21 protein-coding genes and 2 pseudogenes are annotated in these 26,666 nt (G+C 72.3%); 10 read left to right on the forward strand and 13 right to left on the reverse strand.

The annotated features are described in order from the left end of the window. Positions 1 to 120: 120 nt before the first annotated feature. Both ABZ851_RS04860 and ABZ851_RS04865 read right to left on the reverse strand, forming a co-directional pair. Positions 121 to 1,674: an NADH-ubiquinone oxidoreductase-F iron-sulfur binding region domain-containing protein gene (locus ABZ851_RS04860; protein WP_361122207.1), complete on the reverse strand. Its 1,554-nt coding sequence runs from the start codon at positions 1,672 to 1,674 to the stop codon at positions 121 to 123. Continuing rightward, positions 1,671 to 2,420, reverse strand: coding sequence for a hypothetical protein (locus ABZ851_RS04865; RefSeq protein ID WP_361122209.1), 750 nt, complete (start codon positions 2,418 to 2,420; stop codon positions 1,671 to 1,673). The genes ABZ851_RS04860 and ABZ851_RS04865 overlap by 4 nt, the downstream gene beginning before the upstream one ends. A gap of 565 nt (positions 2,421 to 2,985) precedes the next feature. Here ABZ851_RS04865 and ABZ851_RS04870 point away from each other — a divergent pair. Beyond that, positions 2,986 to 3,798: a helix-turn-helix domain-containing protein gene (locus tag ABZ851_RS04870; RefSeq protein WP_361122212.1), complete on the forward strand. Its 813-nt coding sequence runs from the start codon at positions 2,986 to 2,988 to the stop codon at positions 3,796 to 3,798. A gap of 512 nt (positions 3,799 to 4,310) precedes the next feature. Here ABZ851_RS04870 and ABZ851_RS04875 read toward each other — a convergent pair. The 3 genes from ABZ851_RS04875 to ABZ851_RS04885 all read right to left on the reverse strand — a co-directional run bounded on the left by ABZ851_RS04875 (position 4,311) and on the right by ABZ851_RS04885 (position 8,676). Then, positions 4,311 to 5,777 carry a DUF1996 domain-containing protein gene (locus ABZ851_RS04875; RefSeq protein ID WP_361123716.1) on the reverse strand — a complete coding sequence of 489 codons (1,467 nt, stop codon included), beginning with the start codon at positions 5,775 to 5,777 and terminating at the stop codon, positions 4,311 to 4,313. 142 nt (positions 5,778 to 5,919) lie between these two features. Then, entirely contained in the window at positions 5,920 to 6,567 is a 648-nt protein-coding gene (locus tag ABZ851_RS04880) for a DUF4142 domain-containing protein (protein ID WP_361122215.1), read from the reverse strand. 210 nt (positions 6,568 to 6,777) lie between these two features. After that, positions 6,778 to 8,676, reverse strand: coding sequence for an AMP-dependent synthetase/ligase (locus tag ABZ851_RS04885; RefSeq protein WP_361122218.1), 1,899 nt, complete (start codon positions 8,674 to 8,676; stop codon positions 6,778 to 6,780). 160 nt (positions 8,677 to 8,836) lie between these two features. On the opposite strand from ABZ851_RS04885, the gene ABZ851_RS04890 reads away from it, so the two are divergent. From ABZ851_RS04890 to ABZ851_RS04900, 3 genes are all read left to right on the forward strand, one after another. Beyond that, on the forward strand, positions 8,837 to 9,142 hold the full coding sequence (locus ABZ851_RS04890) for a DUF6412 domain-containing protein (protein ID WP_088797820.1): 306 nt from the start codon (positions 8,837 to 8,839) through the stop codon (positions 9,140 to 9,142). A gap of 201 nt (positions 9,143 to 9,343) precedes the next feature. Then, complete coding sequence (locus ABZ851_RS04895; protein ID WP_361122221.1) at positions 9,344 to 10,459, forward strand: YidC/Oxa1 family membrane protein insertase; 1,116 nt, start codon at positions 9,344 to 9,346, stop codon at positions 10,457 to 10,459. Between the two features lie 138 nt (positions 10,460 to 10,597). Continuing rightward, positions 10,598 to 11,455, forward strand: a complete 858-nt coding sequence (locus tag ABZ851_RS04900) for a fumarylacetoacetate hydrolase family protein (protein ID WP_361122224.1) — start codon at positions 10,598 to 10,600, stop codon at positions 11,453 to 11,455. A 93-nt stretch (positions 11,456 to 11,548) separates the two neighbouring features. Here ABZ851_RS04900 and ABZ851_RS04905 read toward each other — a convergent pair whose 3' ends face one another. Both ABZ851_RS04905 and ABZ851_RS04910 read right to left on the reverse strand, forming a co-directional pair. After that, complete coding sequence (locus ABZ851_RS04905; RefSeq protein ID WP_361122227.1) at positions 11,549 to 12,040, reverse strand: heme-degrading domain-containing protein; 492 nt, start codon at positions 12,038 to 12,040, stop codon at positions 11,549 to 11,551. A 61-nt stretch (positions 12,041 to 12,101) separates the two neighbouring features. Then, positions 12,102 to 13,223, reverse strand: coding sequence for a Gfo/Idh/MocA family oxidoreductase (locus ABZ851_RS04910; protein WP_361122230.1), 1,122 nt, complete (start codon positions 13,221 to 13,223; stop codon positions 12,102 to 12,104). 56 nt (positions 13,224 to 13,279) lie between these two features. On the opposite strand from ABZ851_RS04910, the gene ABZ851_RS04915 reads away from it, so the two are divergent. Together ABZ851_RS04915 and ABZ851_RS04920 are read left to right on the forward strand one after the other, a co-directional pair. After that, positions 13,280 to 14,440 carry an ROK family transcriptional regulator gene (locus tag ABZ851_RS04915; protein ID WP_361122233.1) on the forward strand — a complete coding sequence of 387 codons (1,161 nt, stop codon included), beginning with the start codon at positions 13,280 to 13,282 and terminating at the stop codon, positions 14,438 to 14,440. Between the two features lie 112 nt (positions 14,441 to 14,552). After that, positions 14,553 to 14,645 (forward strand): annotated as a pseudogene (locus ABZ851_RS04920) (GntR family transcriptional regulator); the annotation flags it as partial. Between the two features lie 79 nt (positions 14,646 to 14,724). Here ABZ851_RS04920 and ABZ851_RS04925 read toward each other — a convergent pair. The 4 genes and pseudogenes from ABZ851_RS04925 to ABZ851_RS04940 all read right to left on the reverse strand — a co-directional run bounded on the left by ABZ851_RS04925 (position 14,725) and on the right by ABZ851_RS04940 (position 18,294). Next, a pseudogene (locus tag ABZ851_RS04925) lies at positions 14,725 to 16,064 on the reverse strand (MFS transporter). Next, positions 16,061 to 16,744: a helix-turn-helix domain-containing protein gene (locus ABZ851_RS04930; protein ID WP_361122236.1), complete on the reverse strand. Its 684-nt coding sequence runs from the start codon at positions 16,742 to 16,744 to the stop codon at positions 16,061 to 16,063. Before ABZ851_RS04930 ends, ABZ851_RS04925 begins: the two are co-directional and overlap by 4 nt. Positions 16,745 to 16,969: 225 nt before the next feature. After that, a complete protein-coding gene (locus tag ABZ851_RS04935; RefSeq protein WP_361122239.1) occupies positions 16,970 to 17,755 on the reverse strand; it encodes a GntR family transcriptional regulator in 786 nt (261 codons plus the stop codon). Beyond that, entirely contained in the window at positions 17,752 to 18,294 is a 543-nt protein-coding gene (locus ABZ851_RS04940) for a UTRA domain-containing protein (protein WP_361122242.1), read from the reverse strand. Before ABZ851_RS04940 ends, ABZ851_RS04935 begins: the two co-directional genes overlap by 4 nt. Before the next feature lie 596 nt (positions 18,295 to 18,890). Here ABZ851_RS04940 and ABZ851_RS04945 point away from each other — a divergent pair. From ABZ851_RS04945 to ABZ851_RS04960, 4 genes are all read left to right on the forward strand, one after another. Beyond that, on the forward strand, positions 18,891 to 19,670 hold the full coding sequence (locus ABZ851_RS04945) for an HAD-IIA family hydrolase (protein WP_088797813.1): 780 nt from the start codon (positions 18,891 to 18,893) through the stop codon (positions 19,668 to 19,670). A gap of 156 nt (positions 19,671 to 19,826) precedes the next feature. After that, positions 19,827 to 20,231, forward strand: a complete 405-nt coding sequence (locus ABZ851_RS04950; protein ID WP_361122245.1) for a hypothetical protein — start codon at positions 19,827 to 19,829, stop codon at positions 20,229 to 20,231. A gap of 388 nt (positions 20,232 to 20,619) precedes the next feature. Continuing rightward, positions 20,620 to 21,312: a class F sortase gene (locus tag ABZ851_RS04955; RefSeq protein ID WP_361122248.1), complete on the forward strand. Its 693-nt coding sequence runs from the start codon at positions 20,620 to 20,622 to the stop codon at positions 21,310 to 21,312. Positions 21,313 to 21,454: 142 nt separating this feature from the next. Next, entirely contained in the window at positions 21,455 to 22,534 is a 1,080-nt protein-coding gene (locus ABZ851_RS04960) for a glycoside hydrolase family 6 protein (RefSeq protein WP_361122251.1), read from the forward strand. Between the two features lie 70 nt (positions 22,535 to 22,604). On the opposite strand, the gene ABZ851_RS04965 is transcribed toward ABZ851_RS04960, so the two are convergent. Further along, on the reverse strand, positions 22,605 to 24,560 hold the full coding sequence (locus tag ABZ851_RS04965) for a kelch motif-containing protein (RefSeq protein ID WP_361122253.1): 1,956 nt from the start codon (positions 24,558 to 24,560) through the stop codon (positions 22,605 to 22,607). Further along, on the reverse strand, positions 24,557 to 26,635 hold the full coding sequence (locus tag ABZ851_RS04970) for a cellulose synthase catalytic subunit (protein ID WP_361122256.1): 2,079 nt from the start codon (positions 26,633 to 26,635) through the stop codon (positions 24,557 to 24,559). Before ABZ851_RS04970 ends, ABZ851_RS04965 begins: the two co-directional genes overlap by 4 nt. Positions 26,636 to 26,666: the final 31 nt, after the last annotated feature.

The raw sequence follows: 26,666 nt of genomic DNA on the forward strand, positions 1-26,666 counted from the left end.
GGGGTGCCGGGCGTTCAACGGAGCCGAAGAATTTTCTCCACGGCCGAAAACCGTGCCCGGCACCGCCGTTGACGCCCAAAAGCCGTGCCCGGCACCCCGGCCCGCGCCCCCGCCCGCACCTCAGTTGCCGCCCTGCACCCGCAGCGCGAGCGCCGGGCAGCGGCGTACCGCGAGCTGCGCCCGGCGCCGCATCCGGGCCGGCAGCGGCATGCTGGCCTTCTCCGGATAGCCGTCCGGGCCCAGCTTGATGATGCCGGGCACCACATCCGCACACAGGCCGTGGCCGCGGCACAGCGTCCAGTCGACCAGCAGCCGTTCCTGCGGCGGCGCGGCCGCCCGGGACGGGGCGGGCGCCGGCTGGGGGACGGTGGACGGCAGCGGCCGGTTCCCGGTGACCGGCAGGGCACCGGTCACCGGGCGGCCGCATCCGAACCCCTGCGCATGCCGCTCGAACTCCTCGGGGAAGGCGGCGAGAGCCGAGGCGACGAAGCGCGCGGTACCGTCCGGATGGCTGCAGGCGCCGCGCTTCTCGACCGCCCGCATCCGCGCCTGGACGGCTTCCAGGGCGGCGGCGCCGCCGCCCCGTACGGCGCGGTCGAGCTGTTCGGCGAGCGCGGGCAGGCCCAGCACGCAGGGGCCGCACTGGCCGGCCGATTCGGCGCCCATCCACTGCGCGACGCGTACCGTCTCGCCGGCCGGGCAGGTGTCGTAGGGCAGCGGCAGCACCGCTCCCGCCCCGAGCACCGCGTTGTACTCGGCCAGCGACTCCTTCGACAGGTTCGCGGTCAGCGCGTCGGTGGGCGAGACGAAGGTGCCGTGGTAGCCGCCGATCAGCACGCCCTGCCCCTGGTCCATGCCGCACAGCGCCAGGACCCGGGCCAGCGAGACGCCGTAGGGCACCTCCACCACCCGGCTGCCGGCGACCGTCAGCAGCAGCGTGCCGGGCTCCGTGGGCAGGCCCGTGGTGCGGTAGCCGAGCGCACCGAGCCGGGCGGCGACGGCGAGCTGGGCGTAGGTCTCGGTGTTCGACAGCAGTGTCGGCACACCGTTCAGCCCCCGCTCGCTGGAGCGGATCTTGCGGCCCGAGGGCAGGCCGGCGCCGCCGCCCAGACCGTTCGTCATCGCGGAGCCCTCACCGGTGACGAACCGTTCGGTCAGCAGGGTGACCCGTAACGTCGGCCGCACCGGGCCGCGTTCGTCGATGGCGCTCTGCACGGAGTTCAGCACGTCCATGCGGGTCACGCCGATCGCGACCTCCTGGGCACCGAGCGCGTCGGCGGCCAGCAGGGCGCCGTCGAGCATCAGGTGCGGGGCGTGCAGCAGCAGCGCGGTGTCCTTGAGGCAACTGGGCTCGCCCTCGCTGCCGTTGACGACCACCGCGCCCTTGCCGTCGGCCTTGCGCATCCCCTCCATGACGGCGGTGAGCTTGCGGGCGAAGGGGAAGCCCGCACCTCCCCGGCCGCGCAGGTCGATGTCCTCGGCGAGCGCCACCAGCTCCGTGGAGCTGAGCTGGGGCAGGCCGCCGTGACGGGCGAGATGCGCCACCCGGCCCATGCGCGGCATCTCGTCGAGCCCCGCCAGCAGGCGGGGCGGGCCGAAGGACGCCAGGGTCGGCACGGGCTCCGCGGGGCCGGGAACGGCCGGGAGCGGGCGGGTGGGGGCGGGGGCGGTCATGGGAGTTCTCCTGTGTTCCTGCGTGAGTCGCGCATGCGCAGCGCGAGTCGTACGGCCACCGCGACGAGGCAGATGGCATAGCCGACGAGGGCGTAACCGGCCGCGGGCCGGCCCGCCCTGAGGCCGTGCACCAGTGCCAGCCCCCAGGCGGCGTACGCGCTCATGTGCAGCCCCCGCCACCACCGCGAGGCCGTGATGCCGGTGAAGGCGCCGCGCACCGCGCCGGTCACCGCGACGGCGATGAACACGTAGGCGGCGAGGGTGCCGAGGCCGATGAGGCCGGGGCGGGCGCCATCGGTGAAGGGCACCGCGGCGGCCATCGCATCGGTGTGGCCCTCGGTGACCTTGATCCAGATGTGCAGGCCGAGGAAGCCGAGGCCGGCGACGCCCGTGCCGCGGTGCACGGCCTGGGCGAGCAGCCGGTGGCCGGAGTTGAGCACCATCCGGTCGGTGGCGGCCAGGCCCCACAGCACGGTGACCGACAGGGAGACCAGCGTGAGCACCCCGGCGCCGAAGTCGAGGAAGTTCAGCAGGCCGTCCATCGCGCCGGAGTGCAGCACGACGGCGAGGAAGAGCAGCAGTGCGGCCGGAAGCGCCGGGCGGAGCACGGCGGTTCCGGCGAAGCCGCCGGCCGGTCGGCGGGCCGGCGGCCCGGGTTCGTTCGGGGGGCGCCGGGGGCGGGGCACGAACGGCGAGGGCCGGGCTCGGTGCGCGGCGCGGCGGCTCTGCATGCGCGGTGCGGACATCGGACCTCCCGGTGTCAGGGCGCGGGTGCGGGATGCGAATTTCGATGAAATCTCCCGGGGGCGTAATTTGCCCGGGGCTTTTGTTCGGGTGACCCCCGGTAACACTAAACATTCTGTGACCGGTCGGATACGCAGGGCCGTAATCCGGATGTGTAAAAGCATCTCCGAAGGCGTTCAAGCTTTCGTAAGGTTTATCGCGCTGTGACAAATTCCTGCACTGGCATCGCGGTCCCGCGGGGTGACTCCGGATGATGCCGACTCAGGCGCACGGGGGGCGCCAATCCCCAGTAACAGCCGCATCCCCGCCAGGATCGAGGTAGCGATGTGTGATCTCCTGAACCGCATCTGGTCGCGTCCACGAGGTGAGTGGAACCGGGTAGTCAGAAATGAACTTCCGGATCTCGCCGACAAGTTGGTCGCGGAGTTGCAACGCGGATTTCCCGCATTGTCCGCACTTCTCGGGGATACTCCCGTAGAAGAGGCACAATGGGCACTTGAACAGGCCTTGCTGACAGTTCTTGGGTACCAAAAAGAGTCGGAGAGTAAACCTGGGGCCGTGCCGTCCGTGGTGACTCCGATGCCGGTGGCCCGGGCCCGCCAGGACCTGTTCGACGTTCTTGCCGGACAACGGGAGATGCCGGAGGAGGGGTTGACCGAGCTGTCCCGCGCGGCGGGCTGGCCCATCCCCGACACCCTCCAGGCCGTCGTCCTCGCCACACCCGCCGAGGCCGCCCAGCTCGCCGCGGCGCTCGGACACGCGCTCATCGGCTCGGTCGACGGGTACACCTGTCTGTTCGTCCCCGACCCGGCCACCCAGACCCGGGCCCGCCTGGAGGCGGCGCTCAAGGGCCGGCCGGCCGCGGTCGGACACGTCGTACCGGCCACCGACACCGCGTCCTCGCTGCGTTGGGCCCGCTATCTGCTGACGCTGGCCCCGGGCCGGGTCGGCCCCGAGTCGCGGCCCGCGTTCGTCGACGACCATCTCTCCGCGCTGCTGCTGCTCCAGGACGAGTCGCTGGCCGACGCGCTGACCTCCCGCTGGCTGGGCCCGCTGGAGGAGCTGACGCCCCGGCAGAGCGAACGGCTCGAAGTCACGCTGCTGGCATGGCTGGAGGGCGGCGGTGCCCCCGAAGCGGCCAAACTGCTGCATGTACACCCCCAGACGGTCCGCTACCGTCTGCGTCAGATCGAAAAGCTCTTCGGCCCGGTGCTGCGCGATCCGCGCACCCGCTTCGAGCTGGAAATGGCGCTGCGCAGCCGCCGCCTGATGGCGCACGTCCGCAGCTACCGCGCACGGGCCGGCCGCCGCGCACGCGCCGTCGCCTCGTCCATACGCCCGCTGGGCATGGCCCGTGAGGCCCGCGTCAACGGTCTTTGAGGACCGGCGGATGAGCCACCGCGCCCCTTGAGCTGACAGCCGCCCGGAACGGTGGGGGCCTTCCGGCACAGCGACAGCCACCCGGCGCCGAGCAGCGGCCCCGACCCCCGGACATCCGGGTCGGGGCCGCTGCTTTGCCATGCGCCGTGGGCTGCGGGCCAGGGGCACGGCCTCGGGCGACGGGCCCTCGGGCGAGGGCCCCTCGGATGAGGGCCACGAGGTCACGGCCACGGGGTCACGCCACGGGCGACGGCCACGGGCCCCGGGCTCCGGGACACGTTCCACGGCCAAGGGCCGCGACGACCGAGAGCGCTCACCGGCCATCAGCCACCCGCCACCGCTCACCGACCCCACACGGACCGCCGCCCACCGGGCGCCACTCCACCGCCCAAGCCCCGCCGGCCCCACACGGATCGCCGCCCACCGACCACCGCGGCCACCCGCCGGCGACGGCCCGTGAGTGAGCCCCTCGGGGGATCCCCCAAGGGGCTCAGGGCTCACCGGGGCTGGTTTCAGGTGCAGTTACGGCCGCTGTTGATGCAGTCGACCGCCTTGCTCATCAGCTGGTCCGGCATCACGTTGATGAAGTCGCCGTGGTCGGTCACCGGTTTGTGCAGCTGCTCGGGGAAGCTGTCCACCGCGAAGCTGTCGCCCTGCGGGACGTCGTAGGTGATCCGCTGGGTGAGCTGCGGGATCGCCTTGAAGCCGTTGGGGCAGACGCCGTTCTGGTCCGAGAACGCCACGTGGTCACGGTGGTTGCCGCTGTCGATGTCCCGGCCGTTCCAGCAGTTCTGGAAGGCGAAGGTCCGCACGACCTGGGAACCCTCGGGGCACAGCGGGTACTTGTCCTTCAGCTGCCGGTCCTCGAAGCCGGTGCAGCTCCAGGAGGCGTTGGCGTTCTTGGTGCCGTTGGTGAACGCCTTGGCATCGCCGGTGATGATCTTCATGAAGCGGGGCATCGCCTCGACCTGGCCGACCTGGCTGCCACGGAACTTCAGGGTCACCGTGGCCGGGGTCAGGGTCGTGCCGACGTTGGCGTCCTGCGCGGCGCCCGGCTTCTGCTCCGCGTTGCCGTCCAGCTTGCGCAGCACGGGCCAGTAGTGGGTGGACTGGTCGCCGTTGTTGCAGGTGGTGTCGGAGGCGGCGAGCTTGTTGTCGTCGGCGAAGGCGTCGGTGGCCTTGTTGCCGACGTAGTCGTGGGTGTGGTGGGCGCCGTTGCTGACACCCGGGGTCACGATGACGTTGTCGGAGTTGAAGTGGCCGTCCTCGTTGCGCCCGCACTCGGTGGTGAAGGTGCCGGTCGAGGCGTTGCCTCCCCTGGGGGCGCCGAACGGCGGGGCGTCCGCGTTCGGCTGGACGGTGGTGATGTCCACGAAGTCGTCGGGGGAGGGCCCGCCGGCCTGACCCTGCTGGCCGCCCTGCTGGCCGCCCTGCTGGTTCGGGTCCTGCTGGTTCGGGTCCTGGCCCTGCTGGTCTTGCTGCGGCCCCTGCTGGCCGTCCTGGGTCTGGTTCGGGGTCTGCCCCTGGTACCAGCCCTCCTTCACGGTCTTCGTGGAGTCGTTGCCGCCCGTGCCGGCGCCCTCGGTCACGGGCTTGGTGGTACAGCCGCTCATCTTGATCAGATAGCCCGGCCGCTTGGTGTTCTTGGCGATCGCGGTGACCATCATCCTGATGGTCTTCTCCCGCTGCGCCTTGAGCGGGGCCATGACGGCACTGCCGCTGCCGCCCATCATCTTGTGGTACGCGTCGTGCACCTGCTTGTCGAGAGCGGACAGCCCCTTGGAGACCGGGAGCTGGGCGCTGCGCGGGACGGTCCGCAGCCGTTCGCCCACATCGGGGCAGGAGATGGTGATGCCGGACGCGGTGTGCTGGTGGCCGGACGCCGTGCCGGGGGTGGTCTGGTTGCCCGCCAGCGCCGTGGTGGCGTAGGCGGCCAGCCCGCCGCCGCCCAGCAGGAGGGCGGTCGCGCCGATGAGCATTCTGTTCGTCAAACGCGAGCGTTTATGGGCCTGTTGCCGTTGCCTCATGAGATCACTTCGCTTCGTCCGATGTGAGGGGTGTGGTCCTGGTCGGTTTCACAGGGGTTGTGGGCGGATCCGAAGAACCGGGAACTGCCTGCGGTCAGCTGGTGTGCAGGGTGTTGAAGTCGACGTTCCCGGTCTTCTCCAGGACCGTGATGTGGTCCAGCACGACGCTGTTGGCGCGGTCCGCCAGGGCCCGCACCATCGTGTTCCTGGTCTGATCGCGGACCAGGGCGATCAGCCCGAAGACCTTGCCGTGGGCCCGGCGCAGCAACTCGGCCAGCGTCGCGTCGAACTCCTTGCCCTGGGCGGTCTTGAGCTGCCCGAGCCAGCCCTGCTGGGCGACGTTGGGCTCCGTGGGCAGGTCGACGCCCAGCGCCCGCCCGGCCTCGTTCGACCGCCGGTCCAGCTCGGTGTGTCCCGCCACGAGGTGGTTGCCGGCCGTGCGGACGGCGGCGGTCGTCCCGCGCTGCTGCGCCATCCGGCCGGAGGGCAGCTCCCACAGCCCGGCCAGCTTGACCTTGCGTACGAAGTCCCGGTCCATCGCGGTGAGCGGACCGTAGCGGGTCTCGACCGTGCCGCCGCCGTCGTCGTCGTACGACAGGGTGGTGGTCGCCGCGGCCGCGGACTCGCCGAAGAGCTGGACGGGCAGCAGCAGCGCCGCGAGCGTGGCCACGAGCGCGGCAACCACCAGGCCGGTAGCGATGGTCCGCCCGGATGTTGCGGAATTGCTGAGGATGGACCGCACACGGCCTCCCGGTTCGTCACTACTGGAATCCCACCGGACGCTAAGCGCCGCACCGGCCCGGCGGGCCCGGGTCCTCACCCCTGGACAAATTACGGCCGGGCCCGCCGTGGCACTGCTACGGTGCCGCATGCGGGCCCGGCCGGGGGAACGGGTGACGTGCGTCGGATTTCGTATGCCCGGCCGGGCCCGTCCAGCGCGGTGTGCGCGTGCTCAGCGCGCGTACAGCCCCGCCGCGGCCCAGCGGCGGCGGTCCCGGCGCGTGCCGGGGTCCTCGCGCTTGCCCTCCGCGTACAGGGCGTCGATCTCCGCCGCGTAGGTGGTGACGATCGCCGCCCGGCGCAGCTTGAGCGACGGCGTCATCAGCCCGGACTCCTGGCTGAACTGGCCCGGCAGCACCCGGAAGGCGCGGATCGACTCGGCCCGCGACACCGACGCGTTGGCGCGCGCCACCGCCCGCCGCACCTCCGCCTGCAACTGCTCCTCCGGCGTCGGTGCCGTGCTGTCGGCGCTGGGCTCGTCCCGCAGCTTGCGCCAGTGCTCCAGCGCCTCGGGGTCCAGCGTGAGCAGCGCGGTGACATAGGGCCGGTTGTCGCCGACCACCACGGCCTGCGAGATCAGCGGATGGGAGCACAGCCGCTGCTCCAGCCCCTGCGGGGCCACACTCTTGCCGTTGCTGGTGATGAGCATGTCCTTCTTGCGGCCGGTGATGACGAGGTAGCCGTCGTCGTCCAGATGCCCCAGGTCGCCGGTCGGCAGCCAGCCGTCGTAGAGCCCGCTGCCCGTGGTGCCGTCCTCGTCGAGGTAGCCGGCGAACACCACCGGACCGCGCACCCACACCTCGCCGTCCAGCGCCAGATGCACCGCGCTGCCCGGCAGCGGGCGGCCCACCGTCCCGAACCGCACCTTGCCGGGCGGCTGGACGGTGATCGCGCCGCTGGTCTCCGTCAGGCCGTAGCCGTCGTAGACGGTGATGCCCATCCCGGCGAAGAGCAGGCCCAGTTCACGCAGGAGCGGTGAGCCGCCGGAGACCGCGGTGCGCACCCGGCCGCCCAGCGTCTGCCGGATGCGGGAGTAGACCAGCCGGTCGTAGAGCGCGTGCCGGGCCCGCAGGAAGGGGTCAGGTCCGCGCCCGGTGCCCCGCGCCTCCTCGGCCATCGCCTCCGCGTAGCGCACCGCCACCGTCATCGCCGCGTCGAACGTCCGCCGCCGGCCCGCCGCTTCGGCGGCCAGCCGGGCGCGGGCGCAGATCTTCTCGAAGACGTACGGCACCGCGAACAGGAACGTCGGACGGAACGAGGCCAGGGCCGGCAGCAGCTCCTCCGACGACACATCGGGCTGGTGGGCGAGCTTCACCCCGCCGCGCAGACATGCCACCTGCACCATCAGCCCGTAGATCTGCGCGAACGGCAGGAAGGCCAGCAGCGACGGGCGTTCGCCGGGCGCGGCCAGCAGTCCGCCCCAGCCCGCGTAGAGGGTGTCGCACTCGGCGGCGAGATTGGCATGGGTGATCACACAGCCGCGCGGGCGCCCGGTGGTCCCCGAGGTGTACACGATCGCCGCGATCCCCTCCGGGGAGACCATGTGGCGCAGCCGGTGCACCTCCGCCTCGGGCAGCCGGGTGCCCTCCTCCGTCAGCCGCCGGACGCAGTCCAGGTCCAGCTGCCACAGCCGGCGCAGTCTGGCCTCCTCGTTGCAGGCCTCGGCCACGGTCATGGCCTGCGCCTCGTTCTCGACGACGATCGCGGTGACCTTCGCCCCGGCGAGGATGCAGCGCACCTGCTCGGCCGATGCGGTCGGATAGACCGGTACGAGCTGTCCGCCGATCGCCCACAGCGCATAGGTGAACAGCGTCCACTCGTAGCGCGTACGGGACATCAGCGCGACCCGGGTGCCGGGCCGTACCCCGGCCGCCAGCAGCCCCCTGGCCAGGGCCATGACTTCGTCCCGGAATTCCGCCGCGGACACCTCCTGCCAACCATCGGACGCTCTGGCGTCGCGGCGGGCGAGCTGAGCGAAATCCGGCTGGTGGGTCGCGGTGTCGAAGACGGAATCGGCAAGACCGCCGGTCCGCAGTCGAGCCGCCACGGCCGGAACGCTGATGTCGCGCACAGCACCTCCTAGGTGTTCCCCCTTGGCCCCCTGGTCCTGCCGACGTCCCGACGGCAGGGGGGCAAGTTATCGGCCGGGCTCCCGGCTGCCCAGATCTGTGGCTACTCTTGAGCGGAAGCCGATAAGTCTTGACGACCGGACAACCCCAGGAGGCCGCCGGATGTACCGCATCCTCGATGTCTGGCGCCTGTACACCTCGGCACTCCTCTTCGTCCTGGCCGGCTTCCTGCTCACGCAGACCGGGCTCACCGCCGCCCTGACCGCGGCCGCGACCACCGGTGCGCTGCTGCTCCTGTGCCGCGCCTTCCTGATCGCGGCCTGCGCCCGGCCGCTGCCGCCGGGCCGGATCCGTACGGCCCTGCGCGACCGCGAGCGGCGCACGGCGTTCCTGCCCCAACGTGATCCCGACGCGGCCGGCCGCCCGCGCCCCCGAGCACCGGGCCGCGCCCTCCCGACGGCCGCGTAGACGCCCGGTCCGCTCACCGCACCGCATCCGGTCCGCACCACCGCACCGCAGGTCCGCAGCACCACATCCGGTCTGCACCACCGCACCGCAGGTCCGCGGCACCGCATCCGGTCCGGTCACCGCACCGCATTCCGCGTCCGCGCGGCTCGTCACGCCGAAATTCTCTTCCCGGCACGACGAAACCCCGTGGAGGGCTCACCCATGTCCTTGTTCGGCTTCCTCGGCGACGCGCTGGCGCACGGCGCCGCGGCGCTCGCCCCGCTCTTCGGCAGCGCGGCCATGGCCGCCACCATCGTTCTGTGCACCCTCGGCGTCCGCGCCGCGCTGCACCCGCTCGCCCGCGCCGCGGCCCGCGGCGAGCAGGCCCGTACGGCGCTCGCCCCGCAGCTCGCCGCACTGCAGCGCAAGCACAGGGGCCACCCCGAGCGCCTGCAGAAGGCGACGTCCGAGCTGTACGCCGAGACCGGCTCCTCGCCGCTGGCCGGCTGTCTGCCGACCCTGCTGCAACTGCCCGTCTTCTTCGTGATGTACCACCTGTTCTCCACCGGGGGCGGCGGCCTCCTGCACCACACACTGCTGGGCGCGCCGCTCGGCGGCCACTGGAGCCAGGCGCTGGCGGACGGCGGGCCCTTCGGACCGCAGGGACGGGTCTACCTCGCCCTGTTCGCGCTCATCGCGGCCGTCGCCACCTGGAACTTCCGCCGGGCCCGCGCCACGATGGCCAAGGCCCCGCAGCCGGCCGCGGGCGCCGGCGCGGCACTGCCCGGGATGGCCTCCATGGCCAAGGTGATGCCGCTGCTGTCCTTCGGCATGCTGATCACGGTGGCCGTGGTGCCGCTGGCCGCCGGGCTCTACACGGTCACGACGACGATCTGGACGGCCTGCGAGCGGGCGCTGCTGCACCGGGACCGGGAGCGGGAACGGGAGCGCGGCGAGGGGGACGCGGCCACCGCGGCGGTGCCGTCCGAGGGGAAGCCGGCCGAGGGGAAGCCGGCCGAGGGGAAAACGGCCCGCACCAAGGCGAAGACCGCCGTCCCGTCCGGGGACCAGGCACCCGCCCCGGCTGACGGCACCCCGGGCACGCGGACCCCGCAACAGGGTCCGTCGTCGCAGCGCCCGTCGCCGCAGCGAACGGACCGCAAGGGCGCGCCGAAGACCCGCGCGGCCCGGCAGCGCGCGGCCCGCGCGAGGGCCAACTCCCAGGCCGGGACCGGCGACCGGACACCCACCGGGAAGGCCGTCGGAAAGACCCTCGGAAAGCCCACCGGGACGACCGTCGGGAAGACCGTCGAGGAGGCCGCCACTACCACCCGGTAACGGTCCAGTCCGTGAACGGGGTCTTGCAGACCGGACCCCGTTCTTGGACGATCGGCCGCATCGCTCGATGGCCGTCCCCCATCGGACGGCCCGGAATTCCCTTTGCCGGGCCGACCTTCGACCTCGGGAGTGGAACCGATGAAGCTGATGCGTGTCGGAACGGTGGGGGCGGAACGCCCGGCGCTGCTCGATGAGGCCGGGGTCCTGCGGGACCTGTCCGGCCTGGTGCCGGACATCGACGGAGCGCTGCTCGCCGACGACGGAACACTGGCGCGCCTTGGCGCCGCCGCCGCGTCCGGTGAGCTGCCACCGCTCGATGCGGCCGGGCTGCGCACCGGTCCGCCGCTGGCCCGGATCGGCAAGATCGTGTGCATCGGGCTGAACTACCACGACCACGCCCGGGAGACGGGGGCCACGCCCCCCGAGGAGCCGATCCTCTTCATGAAGGCCCCCGACACGGTCGTCGGCCCCGAGGACACCGTGCTGGTCCCGCGCGGCAGCGTGAAGACCGACTGGGAGGTGGAGCTGGCGGTCGTCATCGGCCGCCGGGCCCGCTACCTGGAGAGCGACGCACAGGCACGGGCGGCGGTGGCCGGCTACGCCGTGGCACACGACGTCTCCGAGCGCGCCTTCCAGATCGAGCGCGGCGGCCAGTGGGACAAGGGCAAGAACTGCGAGACGTTCAACCCCCTGGGCCCCTGGCTGGTGACCGCCGACGAGGTCCCCGACCCGCAGGCCCTCGGCCTGCGGCTGTGGGTCAACGGCGACCTGAAACAGGACGGCACCACCGCCGAACAGATCTTCCCGGTGGCCGAAGTCGTCCGCTACGTCAGCCAGTTCATGACCCTCCACCCCGGCGACATCATCAACACCGGCACCCCGGCCGGCGTCGCCATGGGCCACCCGGACCCCAAGCCGTACCTGCGCCCCGGCGACATCGTGGAACTGGAAATCGACGGCCTGGGCCGGCAGCGCCAGCAGCTCAAGGGGGCCTGAGGGGGCGGTGGTACGACGGAACGGGGGCGGCTCCGGCCCGCCGCCGGGCCACCCCTCTTCCGTATGACGCCAGTTGGGGCCGGGGAGTCCCGCTCACCCCGCCGCCAGAAACCGCTCCAGGCCCTCCACCACCAGCGCATGGTCGTCGGCTTGGGGCAGGCCCGACACCGCGATGACGCCGACCACGCCGGTGCCGCGCAGCCGGACCGGGAAGGCTCCGCCGTGTGCCGCGTAGCGGTCCGGGTCGAGGCGGGAGGAGTCCTCGAAGGTGCGGCCCTTGGCGCGGAACCGGGCGCCTACCAGGTAGGAGGACTCGCCGTAGCGTTCGACGACGGCGGATTTGCGGGCGATCCAGGCGTCGTTGTCGGCGGAGGTGCCCGGCAGTGCGCAGTGGAACAGGTGCTGGGCGCCGCGCCGGATGCCGATCGTCACCGCGGCGCCGCGCTCCCGCGCCAGCTCCACCAGCAGGGAGCCCAGGTGCCAGGCCTCCTCGTTGCTGAAGGTGTCGAGGACCAGGCGGTCTTCCTGCGCCGCCAGTTCGCGGATCTCGTCGTTCGCCGCAGCCGGGGTGCCGGCCGCGCTCATGGGCGTGCCCCGATCCGTCCGTGCGTGCTCATGCGGGCTTCCCGACCCGGGCCGGCCGCGCTCATGCGGACGCTCCGAGGTGGACCGTACGGCCTTCGGCGGCGGAGAGCTTTGCGGCCTCCAGGGCGCGGAGGGCGGCCGCGGCCTCGGTGGCGGTCACCGGGGGGCGGCCGCCCTCGCGCAGTGCTCGTGCGATCGCGGCGTAGTAGGCGGGGTAGTCGCCCGGCAGCGTCGGTACCCGCTCGCCGCCACCGCTCTGCGGGGAGGACCCGGCACCGATCCTGCCCCAGCGGGACTCCGGCTCCACGCCCCAGTCACCGTCTCCGTCACCGGGCCGGCGGCCCTCGCGCAGTGCGGCCTCCTGCGGGTCCAGGCCGTGCTTCACATAGCCCGCCCGGCTGCCCAGCACCCGCAAGCGCGGGCCCAGCATGGCCGCGGTGGCGCTCATCCACAGGTGGGAGCGGACGCCGTTCGCGTGCGTGAGGGCGATGAAGGAGTCGTCGTCGGCCTCCGCGCCGGGGCGGCGGACCACGGACTCGGCGTAGACGGAGACGGCCGGGCCGAAGAGGACCAGCGCCTGGTCGACGAGGTGGCTGCCGAGGTCGTAGAGCAGTCCCCCGAGCTCCGCCGGGTCGCCGGACTCGCGCCAGCCGCCCTTGGGCTGCGGCCGCCAGCGCTCGAAGCGGGACTCGAAGCGGTAGACGTCGCCGAGCTCGCCCTGCTCGATCAGCGTGCGGGCGGTGCGGAAGTCGTTGTCCCAGCGGCGGTTCTGGAAGACGGAGAGCAGCAGGCCGCGGTCCTCGGCGAGCGCCGCCAGCTTCTCGGCCTCGGCGGCGGACGCGGCCAGCGGCTTGTCGACCACCACCGGCAGACCGGCCTCCAGGGCGGCGGTGGCGAGCGGCACATGCGTCTTGTTCGGCGTCGCCAGCACGATCAGATCGAGGTCCGCGGCACGGGCGAGCACCGCCTCGGGGGCGTCGACCGTACGGACCCCGGGGTGCTCGGCGCGGGCCTGCGCCTGCCGCTCCGGGTGGGTGGTCGAGACGGTGTCGAGCCGCAGGCCCTCGGTGGCCGCGATCAGCGGGGCGTGGAAGACCGAACCCGCCAGGCCGTAGCCGATGAGGCCGACGCGGAGCGGGTCGTGGGAGGCGGCGGTGCCGGTGGAGTCGCGCTTCTCGCTCATGGCTCCCACTTAAGCAACGCTGTTGCCAAAGTGCAAGCGATGCGGACAATGGGTGGGTGAGCAGCAACGACACCCCCCACGCCGGCCCCGCAGCCGCTCCGCCGGGCGCCAACCTCCCCGCCCTGCGCGGCCACAATGCCGCGCTGGTGCTCGGGCTGCTGCGCGCGGCCGGCGAGGAGGGCGTCAGCCGGCGGGAGCTCGCCGGCCGCACCGGGCTGACCCCGCAGGCCGTCAGCAAGATCACCGCCCGGCTGCGGGCCGAGGGCCTGGTCGCCGAGGCGGGCCGCCGCGCCTCCACGGGTGGTAAGCCCGCCACCGTCCTGCGGCTGGTCCCCGGCGCCCGGCACGCCGTCGGACTGCAGCTGGACCGCGATGAGCTCACCGCCGTCCTCGTCGACCTCGCGGGCGAAGCGGTCGGCGTACGGCGTGCCCCGCTCGCCTTCGAGGCGGGCGCCGGGCAGGTGCTCGCCACCGTCGGACGGGAGGTCGCCGCCTTGCGCGATGAGGCCGGCGGGCCGCCGGTGCTGGGCGCCGGGGTGGCCTGCCCCGGCCCCCTCGACCACACCGCCGGCGTCCTGCACCGGGTCACCGGCGCGCCCCGGTGGGACGGCTTCCCGCTGCGGGACGCGCTCGCCGAACGCCTCGGCCTGCCCGTCGTCCTCGACAAGGACACCAACGCGGCGGCACTGGGCCTGGCCGAGGGGATACCGTCGGGCGCCGGCTCCTTCGGATACCTCCACCTGGGCACCGGCCTCGGCGCCGGGCTCGTCCTGGGCGGCCGCCTCTACCGCGGCCCGCGCACCGGCGCCGGTGAATTCGGCCACCAGATCGTGCAGTGGGACGGTCCGCGCTGCGGCTGCGGACGGCGCGGCTGCATCGAGGCGCTGTGCCTGGCGGCGGTGGCCCGCGGCGATCTGCCGGGCGCCGCACGGGCGTTGGGTGTGGGCGCCGCCAACCTCGTCGAACTGCTGGACATCGACCGGGTGCTGCTCGGCGGCCGCACCGTACTGGACCACCCCGACGCGTTCCTCGCAGGCGTGACCACGGCACTCGCCGAGCAGGCGCGCACCCGCGGCAGGGCCGGGGCCGCGGAGGCGGTGCCGGTGGCACTCGCCCGCGGCGGTGCGCGGGTGGTCGCGGACGGCGCGGCGGAACTGGTGCTGGCGCCGCTGTTCGGGGGGCGGCAGTCCGGCCTGGGGGCCGGGCGGGCCTCCTGAGCCGGGCGGACCCCATGGGTGCCTCGCGGCCCTGGCCGCCCCGCACCGCCCCCGCCCGTAGTGCGAGGATCACCGCGGGGAGTTCCCGTACGGTCAGGATTCGGGCGCACCCATCCGGTCCGGCCTCCGCGAGCACGGACGCCTTCCCAAGTACTACGCGGCCAAGGTCGAGATCGCCGCGCTGCCGGCGGAGTGGGGCGAGGGCATCTGGGGATGGGGGCGGGGGCTGAGGTCCGGCGCACGGGGGCACCCCGGGGCCGTGCCCGTTCCGCCGTCCGCGGTGGTCACGCGACGGTGTCGCGGTGCGGTGTCCGCTCGTCCGCCGTGGGGCGGCGCTCGGGGACGCGGTGCTCGCGCGGAGTGCCCATCCCGCGCCATTCCGGCCGCAGCCCGGTCGCGTTCGTGGTGACGAAGTAGGCGGCCCCGCCGGCCAGCAGCACCGGCACGAGCCCGAAGGAGGCCACCGCCGCTCCGGCGATCAGTCCTCCGAGCGGAATACCGGCACAGGCGAGCGAATCCCCCAGCGCGTTGACCCGGCCCAGCAGCCGCCGCGGTATCCGTTCGAAGGTGACCGCCGCCAGCACCGGGTTGAGGAACCCCGCCCCGAACCCCCCGACGGCGAACACCGGGAGCACCGCCCCCATCGGGGCGTGGCAGGCAAGGATCAGGAACTTCGGCGCCCAGGCGAGCAGGAACCCGGTGAAGAACACCACGCGGCGCCGCAATCGGTGCGCGGCCGCCGCGGCGACCAGACTCCCGGCGATCGCGGCAACGCCCCCCACGCTGCTGGTCAGGCCGATCACGGCCGCTCCGCCACCGGACGTGCGGGCCCACACGGGCACGAGCACCGAACTGAACGCAGCTTCGAGGAGGTTGGTGATCCCGACCATGACGATGATGGTCAGGAGCAGCGGTTCGCCGCGCAGGAACGCGAACCCTTCGCCGAACCGCTTCCAGTAGCCCCACTCCGTCGTGCCGTGGGGCGACGGGACGTGCTCCGTCGCCCGCCCCATGCCGCGCGGCAGGGTCAGCAGCATGATCACCGGGCCGAGCAGGAAGCATCCCGCGTTGACGGCAAGGCCCGCCAGAGGGCCCAGCAGCGCCACCAGTACGCCGCCCGCGGCGGGACCCACAGTGGCGGCGAGCCGTTCGGTCACGCCGGCCAGTCCGGTGGGCACGCTCCAGGGGTACGCCGCTGCGGTCGGCCGCCTCCGGCACCATGACTTCCTTCGCCAGGTCCCCGGGCCCGCGGGCGGCGCCGATCAGGGCGACCAGCGGCAGCAGTAGCGGCAGCGAGAGCAGATGCAGGGCGTGCAGCAGGGGGAACGGTGCCGGCGGCGATCGCGCTGACCAGGTCGGTGGACCAGGAGACGACCCGCGCGCCGACCCGGTCCACCACCGGGCCGGAGAGGGCCTTGACCAGGACGTAGGGGGCCATCTCGCAGAAGGCCACCAGACCGGTCCGGGTGGGGCTGCCGGTGGTGGCGAGCACGAACCAGGGTAGTGCGATGGCCGAGATGCGGGTCCCGGTCAACGACACCGCCATCGCCGCGAGCAACCCGCCCAGTGTCCGCAGGGTCCGCCCGCCGGATAAGCCGTCGGTCGCCGGGGCGGCCCTCGTCACGACCCCTCCGTTCCCGGCCCGGCCCCCGGGCCGGACGAGTCCGCCGGTGCGGACGAGGCGGCCGGTGCGGACGAGGCGGCCGGCTCGGGCAGGAGGTGAGTGATCACGGAGACCCGCTCGGTGCCCTCGGGGGCCGCGGCGGCCCCCTCCGGGGTGTCCCGCCGGTATCGGGCGACGACCGCCCGCAACTCCTCCTGCAGGGCCGAGGCTTCCCCGGGGGTGAGGCGCAGGGGCCAGCCGCTCATGTCGAAGGTGTCCCGCCATGCGCGGGGCATGGTCTGCAGCTCGTTGAGCGCCCGTTGGACACGCAGGGTGTACGTGGCGGCGACGGACTGGAGGTAGGCCAGCGTGGCCTCCGGCTCCCGCTCCGCCAGCTCCGGATCGTCGAAGCATGTGGACTGGTGCACCGCGCGCCACCAGCGCTCTCGTGCGTTGCCGCGCTCGGCGTCCTCCGCGACGAACCCGGCCGCGCCCAGCTGGCGCAAGTGGTAGCTGGCCGTACCGGAGTTGACGCCCAGCCGCTCGGCGAGCCGGGTGGCGGTGGACGGGCCGTGCTTGCGCAGCAGCGCGACCAACTGCAGGCGCACCGGGTGCGCCAGGGCCCGCAGCCCCTTCGCGTCCAGGAAGGCCTCGTTCGTCTCGGCGCCCGGGCCGTACGGCCGCTCGCTCGATTCAGTCATGCCGCGCACGCTAGACCGCAAACACTTCTCCGCAAAGGCTTCTTCGCGAAGAAGTGTTTGCAATTCCGCTTGCGCGCTTCATGGGGTATCTGGAAGGCGTGAGGGCGAGTGAAGTGGCCTCGGGAAGCACTTCGAGGCGTGGCGCACGGCCACGGGGAGCTGACGCGACGGGCACGGACGCACCGGGCCCCGCGCACCCGCCCACGCGGCGGCCGGGCCTGCCGCTCACTCCGCCCTGAACTCGTACTGCATCTCGTAGAGATGACCTGCCTTGACCATCACGGTGACCTCGATGGGGCGGTCGGCGTCGTCGCCGTGGACGACGCGCAGGGTGCGCAGCACCGGGAGGTCCCCCGGCAGCCGGAGCGCGGTGAACTGCTCCTGCGTGGGCACCCGCGCCGAGAGCCGGTCCACGCTGACCCGGGGCGGATATCCCAGTTCGGCGAGGAGGGCGGGCGTACCGCCCCTGATCTTCCGGCGCTCCTCGATCGCCGTGCCGCGGGCGATCTCCGGCGGGTAGTAGGAGCTGACCAGCTCCACCGGCTCGTCGTCGATCAGCAGGAGCTGGTGACGGAGCAGGGCTGTCCCGCCGTCCCGGAGTCCGAGTGCCGCGGAGACATCCGCCGGCGGGGCGACTTCCGCGACCCGCAGCAGCTTGCTCCGCGCATGGGTACCCAGCTTCTCGGCCTCGGTCAGCCAGCGGTAGCGTTCGCCGTCCGCGGCCGGCGCCATGTACGAGGCCGGGCGCATGGTCCGCTGCCGGTGATCCCGCACGGTGACGGCGGCTCCGGCCCGTCCGACGACCAGCCGTTCGTCCTTCAGCAGGCCCAGCGCCTTCTGCACGGTGGCGTTCGAGGCGGCGAAGCGCTCCTTGAGCTGCGCCGTGGAGGGCACCTTGGCGCCGGGCGCCAGGTCGCCGTTCATGATCTCGTCGCGCAGATCGGCGGCGATCCTCTCGTGCAGCGGCCGGTGGTCGTAGGGGCCGGTCTCGTCGCCGGTCACTGGGGTCACCCGATTCTCATGTCGTAGCGCAGTTGCTGGAGTTGTGCGGGCATGACCATCCGGTCCGCCTGGACCGGGCGGTCCCGGGCGTCGAGCGACAGCCGGACCACCTGCAGCACGGGCTGCGTCACGTCCGACTCCAGTGCCTCAGCCTCCTCCTGACTGGGAAGCCGCGCGCTGACGTCCTCGCGGGCCCGGACCCCGGCGTATCCGAGCTCGGCGAGCAGCGTGATCGCCCCGCCCGGGATCTTCGCCGTCCCGGCGAGCCGGGTACCGCGGGCGATCGACAGCGGGTAGTAGGTGTCCGTCAGCTCACACGGCCGGCCGTCGAGGTACATGATGCGCCGCCGCGCGATGACCTCGGCACCCGGCTGCAGACCCAGCACCTCCGCGATCCCGGCGGGCGCGACGGTCTCTCCCGCCTGCACGATGCGCTGGCTGCCCCGGCGCCCTTTGGCTGCCGTCTCGGCGCTCCACGCGTCAGGCTGCCCCGGCTGACGCGCGGTCAGATACGGCACTGACGTGGTGATCCACTCGACGCTGCTCACGGCATCCTCCGGCACGGATATCTCCCGACCCAACTGTGCTGCCTTACCGGACAAGTGACAAGCCTCAGCGTACTGGCACCTTGCTGCAATTCGCGAATAGCGATACTGTCTCGAAGCGTGAACAGCCCCGAGAGCAGGCGGTGGTCCACCATGTATGTGCCTCAGCATCAGCAGCCTCGACTGCTTCCGTGGTCCGGCTCCGAGGGCAAACCCTGCTACCTCATAGGAGAAGGGGACGGCCCTGTCTCGCGCCTGGCCGACGAGGTGGAGGCGACGCAACTCGGGATGGGTGTCGAATTACTCGGGCATGCGCGCGCGATGCTCCATTCCCGCCGGGTATCGGATGGTGAGCTGCGCTTTCTCGCGGAGCGGCTCGCCGAGTCGCTCTCCGATGTGCTTCGGATCGCCGAGAGCCGGGGTGCGGAGGTGCCGACGGGAGCCGGAGATCAGGAGTCACCGCCGGGTCAGGGGTACCGCCCGCTGACTTAGGGTGGTGGCGTCGGCCGTACGTACGAGGCGTGGGTCACTCGCATGGCCCACGGCACGGGCGGAGACGGCCGGCGCCCCTGGTCAACACGCACGGCAGGAGTCCGGCAGTGGCAGAGCGCAAGCCGATCGAGTCATGGCTCACCGACATGGACGGCGTCCTGATGCACGAGGGCATTCCGGTTCCCGGGGCGGACGCCTTCATCAAGCGGCTGCGAGAGTCGGGCAAGCCCTTTCTCGTGCTGACCAACAATTCCATCTACACCCCGCGTGACCTGCACGCCCGCCTGAACCGCATCGGGCTGGAGGTGCCGTGGGAGTCCATCTGGACCTCCGCGCTGGCCACCGCCCAGTTCCTGGACGACCAGCGGCCCGGCGGCACCGCGTACGTCATCGGGGAGGCGGGCCTGACCACCGCCCTGCACGACATCGGCTACGTCCTGACCGACCACTCCCCGGACTATGTCGTCCTCGGTGAGACCCGCACCTACAGCTTCGAGGCGCTGACGAAGGCGATCCGGCTGATCAACGAGGGGGCGCGGTTCATCGCCACCAACCCCGACGAGACCGGCCCCTCCCCGCAGGGCGCGCTGCCCGCGACCGGCTCGGTGGCCGCGCTGATCACCAAGGCGACGGGCGTCGACCCGTACTTCGTCGGCAAGCCCAACCCGCTGATGATGCGGCACGGGCTCAACGTCATCGGCGCCCACTCCGAGACCTCCGCGATGATCGGCGACCGGATGGACACCGATGTGCTGGCCGGACTGGAGGCGGGCATGGAGACCTTCCTCGTACTGACCGGACTGACCCGTCCCGAGGAGGTCGACCGGCACCCGTTCCGGCCCTCCCGTGTGGTGGACTCGATCGCGGACCTCATCGACCTGGTGTGAGCGGCGCCGAGGGGGCGTGAGCCGGGGCGATCGGCGTCCGGCGGCCACGGGCGTCCTGCGCTGGTCCCGCAGCCCACCCGAACGGCGCAGCCCCGGCCGTTACCGGATGCGGCCGGGCTCGCACGGGCGGACCTTCGGAGGTATCGGAGGTTCACCATGCGCTCACGGCACCTTGCTCTCTGCGCCGCGGTCGCGGCCTGCGCGGTGATGACGTCGCCCGTGTACGGCGGGGACGCTCGCGCCACCGGGACCGGAACGGTCGCCGCGGCCCTTGCCCCGGCGGCCCTTGCCCCGGCGACGCCTGCCTCGGCGGCTCTTGTCCGGGCGAGCCCTGCCGCGGTCGCCCCCGTGCCGGCCGCCCACCCCGCTCCCACGGTCCGTCCCGCGCGGGCCCCCCGCACCGGCGTACCCGCCGAGGCCTCGCCGAGTCGCGAGCTGAGCAGCACCTCGGCCGTGGGCCTGGTGCTGGCCGGCGGCGCGGTCCTGGTCATCGCGGGCCAGCTGCTCCGGCTCCGGATGCGACTGCGCCGCGAGCGGCGGGGTGAGGCCGATGAGCACTGAGGAACGGGTGAGTAGTGACGGGCAAGTGAGTACTGAGGAGCAGGGGAGGGCCGAGGCCAGGGCTGGGGCAAGGGCCGGGGCAAGGGCCGGGGGGCCGGCCCTGTCGGGCACACGCGGCACCTCCACCCCTTCCGGCACCTTCACCCCGTCCGGCGCCCTCCGCGCCCATGCTCCTCACAGCCCCCACAGCCCCTTCGCCCCACCCGGCACCAACCTCGGCCTCGCCCCTGGCCACAGCCCCCACAGCCGCCGCCCCGGCCCCAACCCCAGCCTTAACACCGGCACCAGCTCCGCCCCCGCCCCCGCTCACACCCCCTGCCTCAACCGCCGCCCCAGCCGCCACCCCGGTCGCCATCCGGCCACCGCCCCCGGAAAGCTCCTCGCCGGTGTGGCCTGGGCCGTGCTGCTGCTGGGGCTGTGGCTGTGGGGGCGCGACCTGGCGGACGGGGTGGCCGCGCAGCTCGCCACGACGGGTGATGTCGCCGCCGTCGGGCGCCCGTTGGGCCGTCAGGCCCCTCCGCAGGCGCATGCGCCGCTGCCCGCCGCCGTGAAGGCGGAGCCCGTGGGCCTCACCATCGACGCCCTCGGTGTACGGGAGGGCGGCATCGTCGCACGGGGCCTCGACGCGCACGGCATCCTCACCCCGCCCCCGGACACCTCCCCGGCCCTCGTCGGCTGGTACGCCGACGGGCCGCGACCGGGCGAGGCGGGCGTGGCGCTGCTCGCGGGCCGGGGCGGCGCCGACCGCGACCCAGGTGCCCGGCACGCCCTCGTGCACCGCCTGACCGCCCTCAGGCCGGGGGAGCGGGTGGACATCCAGCGCTCCGACGGCAGTACCGCACGCTTCACCGTCGAGGACGTCCACCTCTACGACCGCGACCACTTCGACGCGCGCCGGACCTACGCCGCCCGCGACCGGGGCCGCTCCGAACTCCGGCTGATCGTCTTCGACGACGGCGGCGACGGCAACGGCGGTCATGGCCACGCCGCCCCGCCTGTTCGTGGCAGCGAGGCCTCGAACGTGGTCGTGGTGTCGGCCTATTTGACGTCCCTTCAGGCCGAGGGCACACGGGGCGGCTGAACCACCACGAGCGCCATTCGTCAAGCGTCTTAGCAGCCTGTGGACAGCCCGTCCACAGGCCGACCCCGGCGGATGCCCGTGTGCCACGATGGTGAGACCGGCGGTCCCCGCCGGCCCTGTTCGATGTTCCGAGGGGGAGTGGATGTACGGCGATCTGCGACGGACGGCCGGTGCCGGTCCGCCCGGCGGGCCCCGCGGCGGCCGGCGGCGGACCGCGCATGCCGGGGCGGCCTCGACGAGGACGGCGGTGGGGGCACTGGCCCTGCTGCTGCTCGCCGGCTGCTCCTCGTCCGGCGACAGTGACGACAGCGTTCCGGCCAGACCGGGCCAACGCCCCAAGGCCGTCGCCCCGTTCTGGGTCAACCCCGACAGCAAGGCGGCCCGTCAGGTAGCCGACTACGGCGACGAGGGCAAGGCCGCGGACGCCCGCCTGGCCAACAAGATCGCGGCGCAGCCGGTCGCGGAATGGATAGGTGTCGACGACCCCCAGGGGGAGGCGCGCGGCTTCACCCAGGCGGCCGCCAAGGCCGACCGCGAGGCGCTGCTCGTCCTCTACAACATCCCGCACCGCGATTGCGGCCGTTACTCCCAGGGCGGCGCGGCCGACGGCAACGCCTACCGGAGCTGGCTGGACGGCGTACTCAAAGGCATCGGCGACCGCGCGACCACCGTCATCCTGGAGCCCGACGCGCTGCCGCACATCGCGGACAAGTGCACACCGCAGCAGTTCCACGAGGAGCGCTACGCCCTGCTGACGGAGGCGGTCGGCAAGCTCAAGGCGCTGCCCCGCACCAAGGTCTATCTGGACGCCGGCAATCCCCACTGGATCAAGGACCCGGGCCAGATGGTCGAACCCCTCAAGCGGGCCGGCATCGACCGCGCCGACGGCTTCGCGCTGAACATTTCCAACTACCAGACCACAGCGGAGAACACGAAGTACGGCAAGCGGCTGTCCGCCATGGTCGGCGGCAAGCCCTTCGTCATCGACACCAGCCGCAACGGCAACGGCCCGGCCCCCGGCGGGGACGACCCGGAAAACTGGTGCAACCCGCCCGGCCGCGCCCTGGGCACCGCGCCGACCACCAAGACCGGCGACCCCCGAATAGCCGCCTACCTGTGGATCAAACGCCCGGGGGAGTCGGACGGCACCTGCAAGGGCGGCCCCAAGGCGGGCACCTGGTGGCCCCAGTACGCCCTCGGGCTGGCCCGGAGCGCCGAATAGCGGCCGCAGCGGGCGGCAGATGCCGCAGCAGGCCCGGCCGGGCCCCCTGCGGCATCTGCCGCCCTCACCCTCACCGACTCTGAGTCGCCGGCACCTTCACCCACACCGCCTTGGACGGCGTGCCGTGCCCGTCGACCGCGTTCAGCATGTACCACCCGGGCGGCACCAGCGACGGGTCCTTGGGCAGGGTGACCGTCACGCCGTCCCCGCCCTTGGCCACCGTGAAGTCCAGTGCGATCGAGCGCTGTTCGACATTGGTGACATGGGTGAACGAGCCGGGGCGCATCAGCCGCATCTTCTTGATGCCGTCGGCGTGCGGGGAGCCGAAGGTCGCGCTGCTGCCGAGCGAGACCGTCTTCGGCCCCTTCTCCGTCAGCTCGGGGCGCGACTTCCGGTAGAGGTACGGCGGGGTGTAGAGGTCGATCTGCTGCTGGAAGACGCCCGGCTTGGTGTTGTCCTTGTCGGCGTAGAGGGAGTCCGAGCCGAAGGTCATCACCCGGCCGTCGGGCAGCAGCAGCGCACCCGAGTGGTAGTTACGGCCCACCAGCGGGTCGGCCACCTGGCGGGCGGAGTTGGCCGCCGGGTCGTACAGCTCCGCCTTGAGGATGTTGGAGTCGCTGCGGCCGCGGTAGTCACCGGAGCCGTTCGTGGTCAGCACGGTGTCGTCCGGCATGATCACGCTGCTCGGGTAGCGGGCCTTCGCATACAGCGGAGGACCGTCCTTGAAGCGCGGCGACGGGGCGTGCAGATCCACGATGCGGGTCTTGTCCGTGGACTTCGGGTCCTCGCCGACCCCGCCTCCGCCCAGCACCATGTACCGCTGCTCCTGGGCCGGCGGCAGCAGCACCGACATCGAGGTCTCCAGGATCTTCGGATCGCTCATCCCGGGCACGACCTGGAACTTGTTGGACTTCAGGTCCCAGATGCCGGGGGTGCGGCCGATGTTGTCCGGGCCGTAGCCGGCGTTGGAGCCGGTGTAGAAGATCCGGCCCTGGTCGGTGAGGAAGAGCGCCGGGTAGGTCGGGAAGAAGCGCCGCTTGGGCAGGTAGGTCCACTCCTTAGTCTTCGGGTCGTAGACCTCCTGCTTGCCGGGGACGACCTGCCCGATCTCGTCCAGCCCGGAGACGGAGAGGACCTTGCCGTCCTGCAGCGTGGTGAGCGTCGGGTACCAGCGGGCCTCGTTCATCGGGTCCACGGGTACGTAGCGCTCGGCCACCGGGTCGAACTCGAAGGAGTCCTTGATCCCCTGGAAGTCCTTCTTGTCGAAGGACAACTTCTGCGCGATGCCGTAGAAGTTGTGGGCGGCCGCGCCGGTCAGGCCGTGGATGCGGTAGTTGTCCTGGGAGCCGGTGGAGTAGCCGCGGCCGTCCTTGAGGGCTTCGACATAGACCCGCGCCTCGCTGTGCACCACCGTGACCTTGCCGGTCTTCGGGTCGGTCTTCTTCTTCGCCCGCGGCACCACGACCGGGTCCTTGGAGGCGAAGGTCTTGCCGTTCTTCTTGCCGGTGAAGAGCGTGCCGGCCGGGAAGGTCCTCGGGGCGTCCGGGTCCTCGTTGTAGACGATCATGAGGCCGCCGGCCTTCTTCACATCGCCGTTCAGCTTCTCGTAGCGCTGGGTCCCGCCGGCCACCAGCAGCTTGCCGTCGGGCAGCTGGGTGTGCCCGGAGCAGAAGAGGTCCTTGGGCGTGGGGATGTTCTTGAAGGTGTTCTTCTCCGGATCCCACAGGACCGTACGGAACGACTTGGCCTTGAAGTTGGCCGCGTTGTTGCCGGAGCCGGCGACCAGCAGCACCTTCCCGGTGTGCAGCAGGGCCGCGTGGATGGTGTTGATGCGGTACTTGTCGGGGACGTTGACGACGTCCCAGTGGCCGTTCGCCGCCTTGTAGCCGGGCTCGTTGATCTTGTACTGGTGGTACTGCTCCGAGGCGAAGCCGTAGAGGGCCGGCCCGTTCATCGCGGCGAGCGCGAGCACCACCGCCGCCGCTATCGCCACTCGGCGGGTGCGACGGTTCGGACGGTACTTCATGTGTGACGTCCCCCAAGGGCGATCTGCAGGGTTTGTTCGGAGCTGACGGCCGGGGCGTCGGCCTGCTCAGTGGTCTGACCATGGCCCTGGTCAGGGGCCTGGCCGGGAGCCTGGTCGGGGCCCACGGACGGGCCCACGGACGGGCCGGCGGAAGGGCCGGTGGAAGGAGCGGCCGACCGGCCGGCGTCCGGAGCGGCGGAAGGCACCGCACCGTCCGTGGCACCACCGGCGGCTCCGTCGGCACCCACGCCCTCGGCACCCCCGGGAGCAGCCGCCGCCCTCCGCTTCCGCTCCTCACCCCGTACGGACACCCGCCAGGCGATGATCGGCGCGGCGGTGATCAGCATCGCGAGCGTGGCCCAGGTGACCATCGCCGGGTGGCTGTGCCCCAGCACGAACGACGCGACCAGCGAGCCCCCGAAGACGAGCAGGAAGAACAGGTGCACCCGGAACGTCCCGAAGAGCGTGTCCGGGCTGGACGAGTCGCCCTTCGGCGTGACCACGAACTTGCTCTTGCGGCGCAGCACCGTATCGAACAGCGACCGGGCGTAGATCGGCGCGGACAGCGCGGACATCACCATGCCGGCGACCCCGCCGGAGCCCTCCGGCTCGTGCGGCGAGACATTGTGCCGCCGGTTCCAGATGTACAGGCCGATCTGCAGCGCCGAGGCATTGCCGTAGAGCATCATCCACACCGCGGGATCGATCTGCACGCCCGAGGCCCCCAGGCCCAGGAACAGCGCACAACTGAGCGCCGCCAGGATCCAGTTCAGCGCCGACATCGGGTAGAAGATCACCATCATGGTGTAGTTGAAGAGCCGGCCCGCGGGCAGCGTGAACGGCGCCTTCCAGAACTGCTTGAGGATCGTTTCGTACGTCCCGCGCGACCAGCGCAGCTGCTGGGTGAAGAAGTCCGTCCAGGCCGTGGGCCCCTCGCCGACCGCGAGCACGTCGGGCGTGTAGACCGAGCGCCACTTCTTCCCGGTCTGCGGGTTGCTGTGCCGGTGCATCTCGAAGCCGGTCGCCATGTCCTCGGTGATCGAGTCGTACAGCCCGCCGATCTGCTTCAGCGCGCTGATGCGCACGGCGTTGGACGTGCCGACGAACATCGGGGCGCCATAGCGGTTGCCGGCCCGCTGGACCAGCGCATGGAAGAGGAACTGCTGCGACTCGGCGGCCTTGGTGACGAAGGTGTCGTAATTGCCGTACACCTGCGGGCCGATGACGAAGCCGACGTCCGGGTCGCGGAAGAAGCCCAGCATCCGCTCCAGGTAGTTGGGCAGCGGCACATGGTCGGTGTCGACGGAGGCGAAGTAGTCATAGGCGTCGCCGTGCGCCTGCAGCCAGGCGTTGTAGTTGCCGTGCTTGGTCTTGGCGCGGTGCGGGCCCTTGGCCTGGTTCCACTCCGGGACGCCCTTGCGGCTGAAGTGGTGGACGCCCAGGCGCCGGCAGACCTCCTTGACCTCGGGGTCGTCGCCCTCGTCCAGCAGCCAGACGTGCAGCAGACCGCGGTGGCGGATCTTGACCGCCGCCTCCAGCGTCTTCGTCACCATGGCGAGGGGTTCCTTGCCCGGTACGAACGAGGTGAGGAAGGCGACCCGGGTGCCGCTCTCGGGTATGACCGGGACGGGGTCGCGGGCGACCAGGGTGGCATGCGCGTTGGACAGCACATTCATGCACCGGAACAGCTCGATCAGCCCGATCGAGACCAGCATGACGACGTCCAGCGCCGGCAGGAAGTCGTAGGCGGGGTAGTCGCGTTCTGTCCAGTGGTTCGGCTGCATCAGCCAGACCAGCAGCCCGAACGAGACCAGCGGCGCGGCGCCGAGCAGCAGGGCTGCCCGTATGCGGTGCGGTTCGTCCGCGAGCAGCGAGCGGTAGCGGACCTTGTAGGGCTTGTCCGGGTCGGGCCGGGTGAGCGGCCCGGCCAGCCGGCTGTAGTGCTCGTAGTCATAGCGCGGCAGCGGTTTGCGCTGGGTCCGCCGCTGCCGCTGCTGGCGTGGCACGCGCAGGCGCGTCGTGGCCGACGGGTCGTACGGGCGCTGCGGCCGGGAGCCGTCAGGCGGCGACGTCATGAGTCCATCCCCCCGCACGCAACACTGGCTG

This window comes from Streptomyces sp. NPDC047049 (assembly GCF_040643995.1).
Taxonomy (GTDB): domain Bacteria; phylum Actinomycetota; class Actinomycetes; order Streptomycetales; family Streptomycetaceae; genus Streptomyces; species Streptomyces mooreae.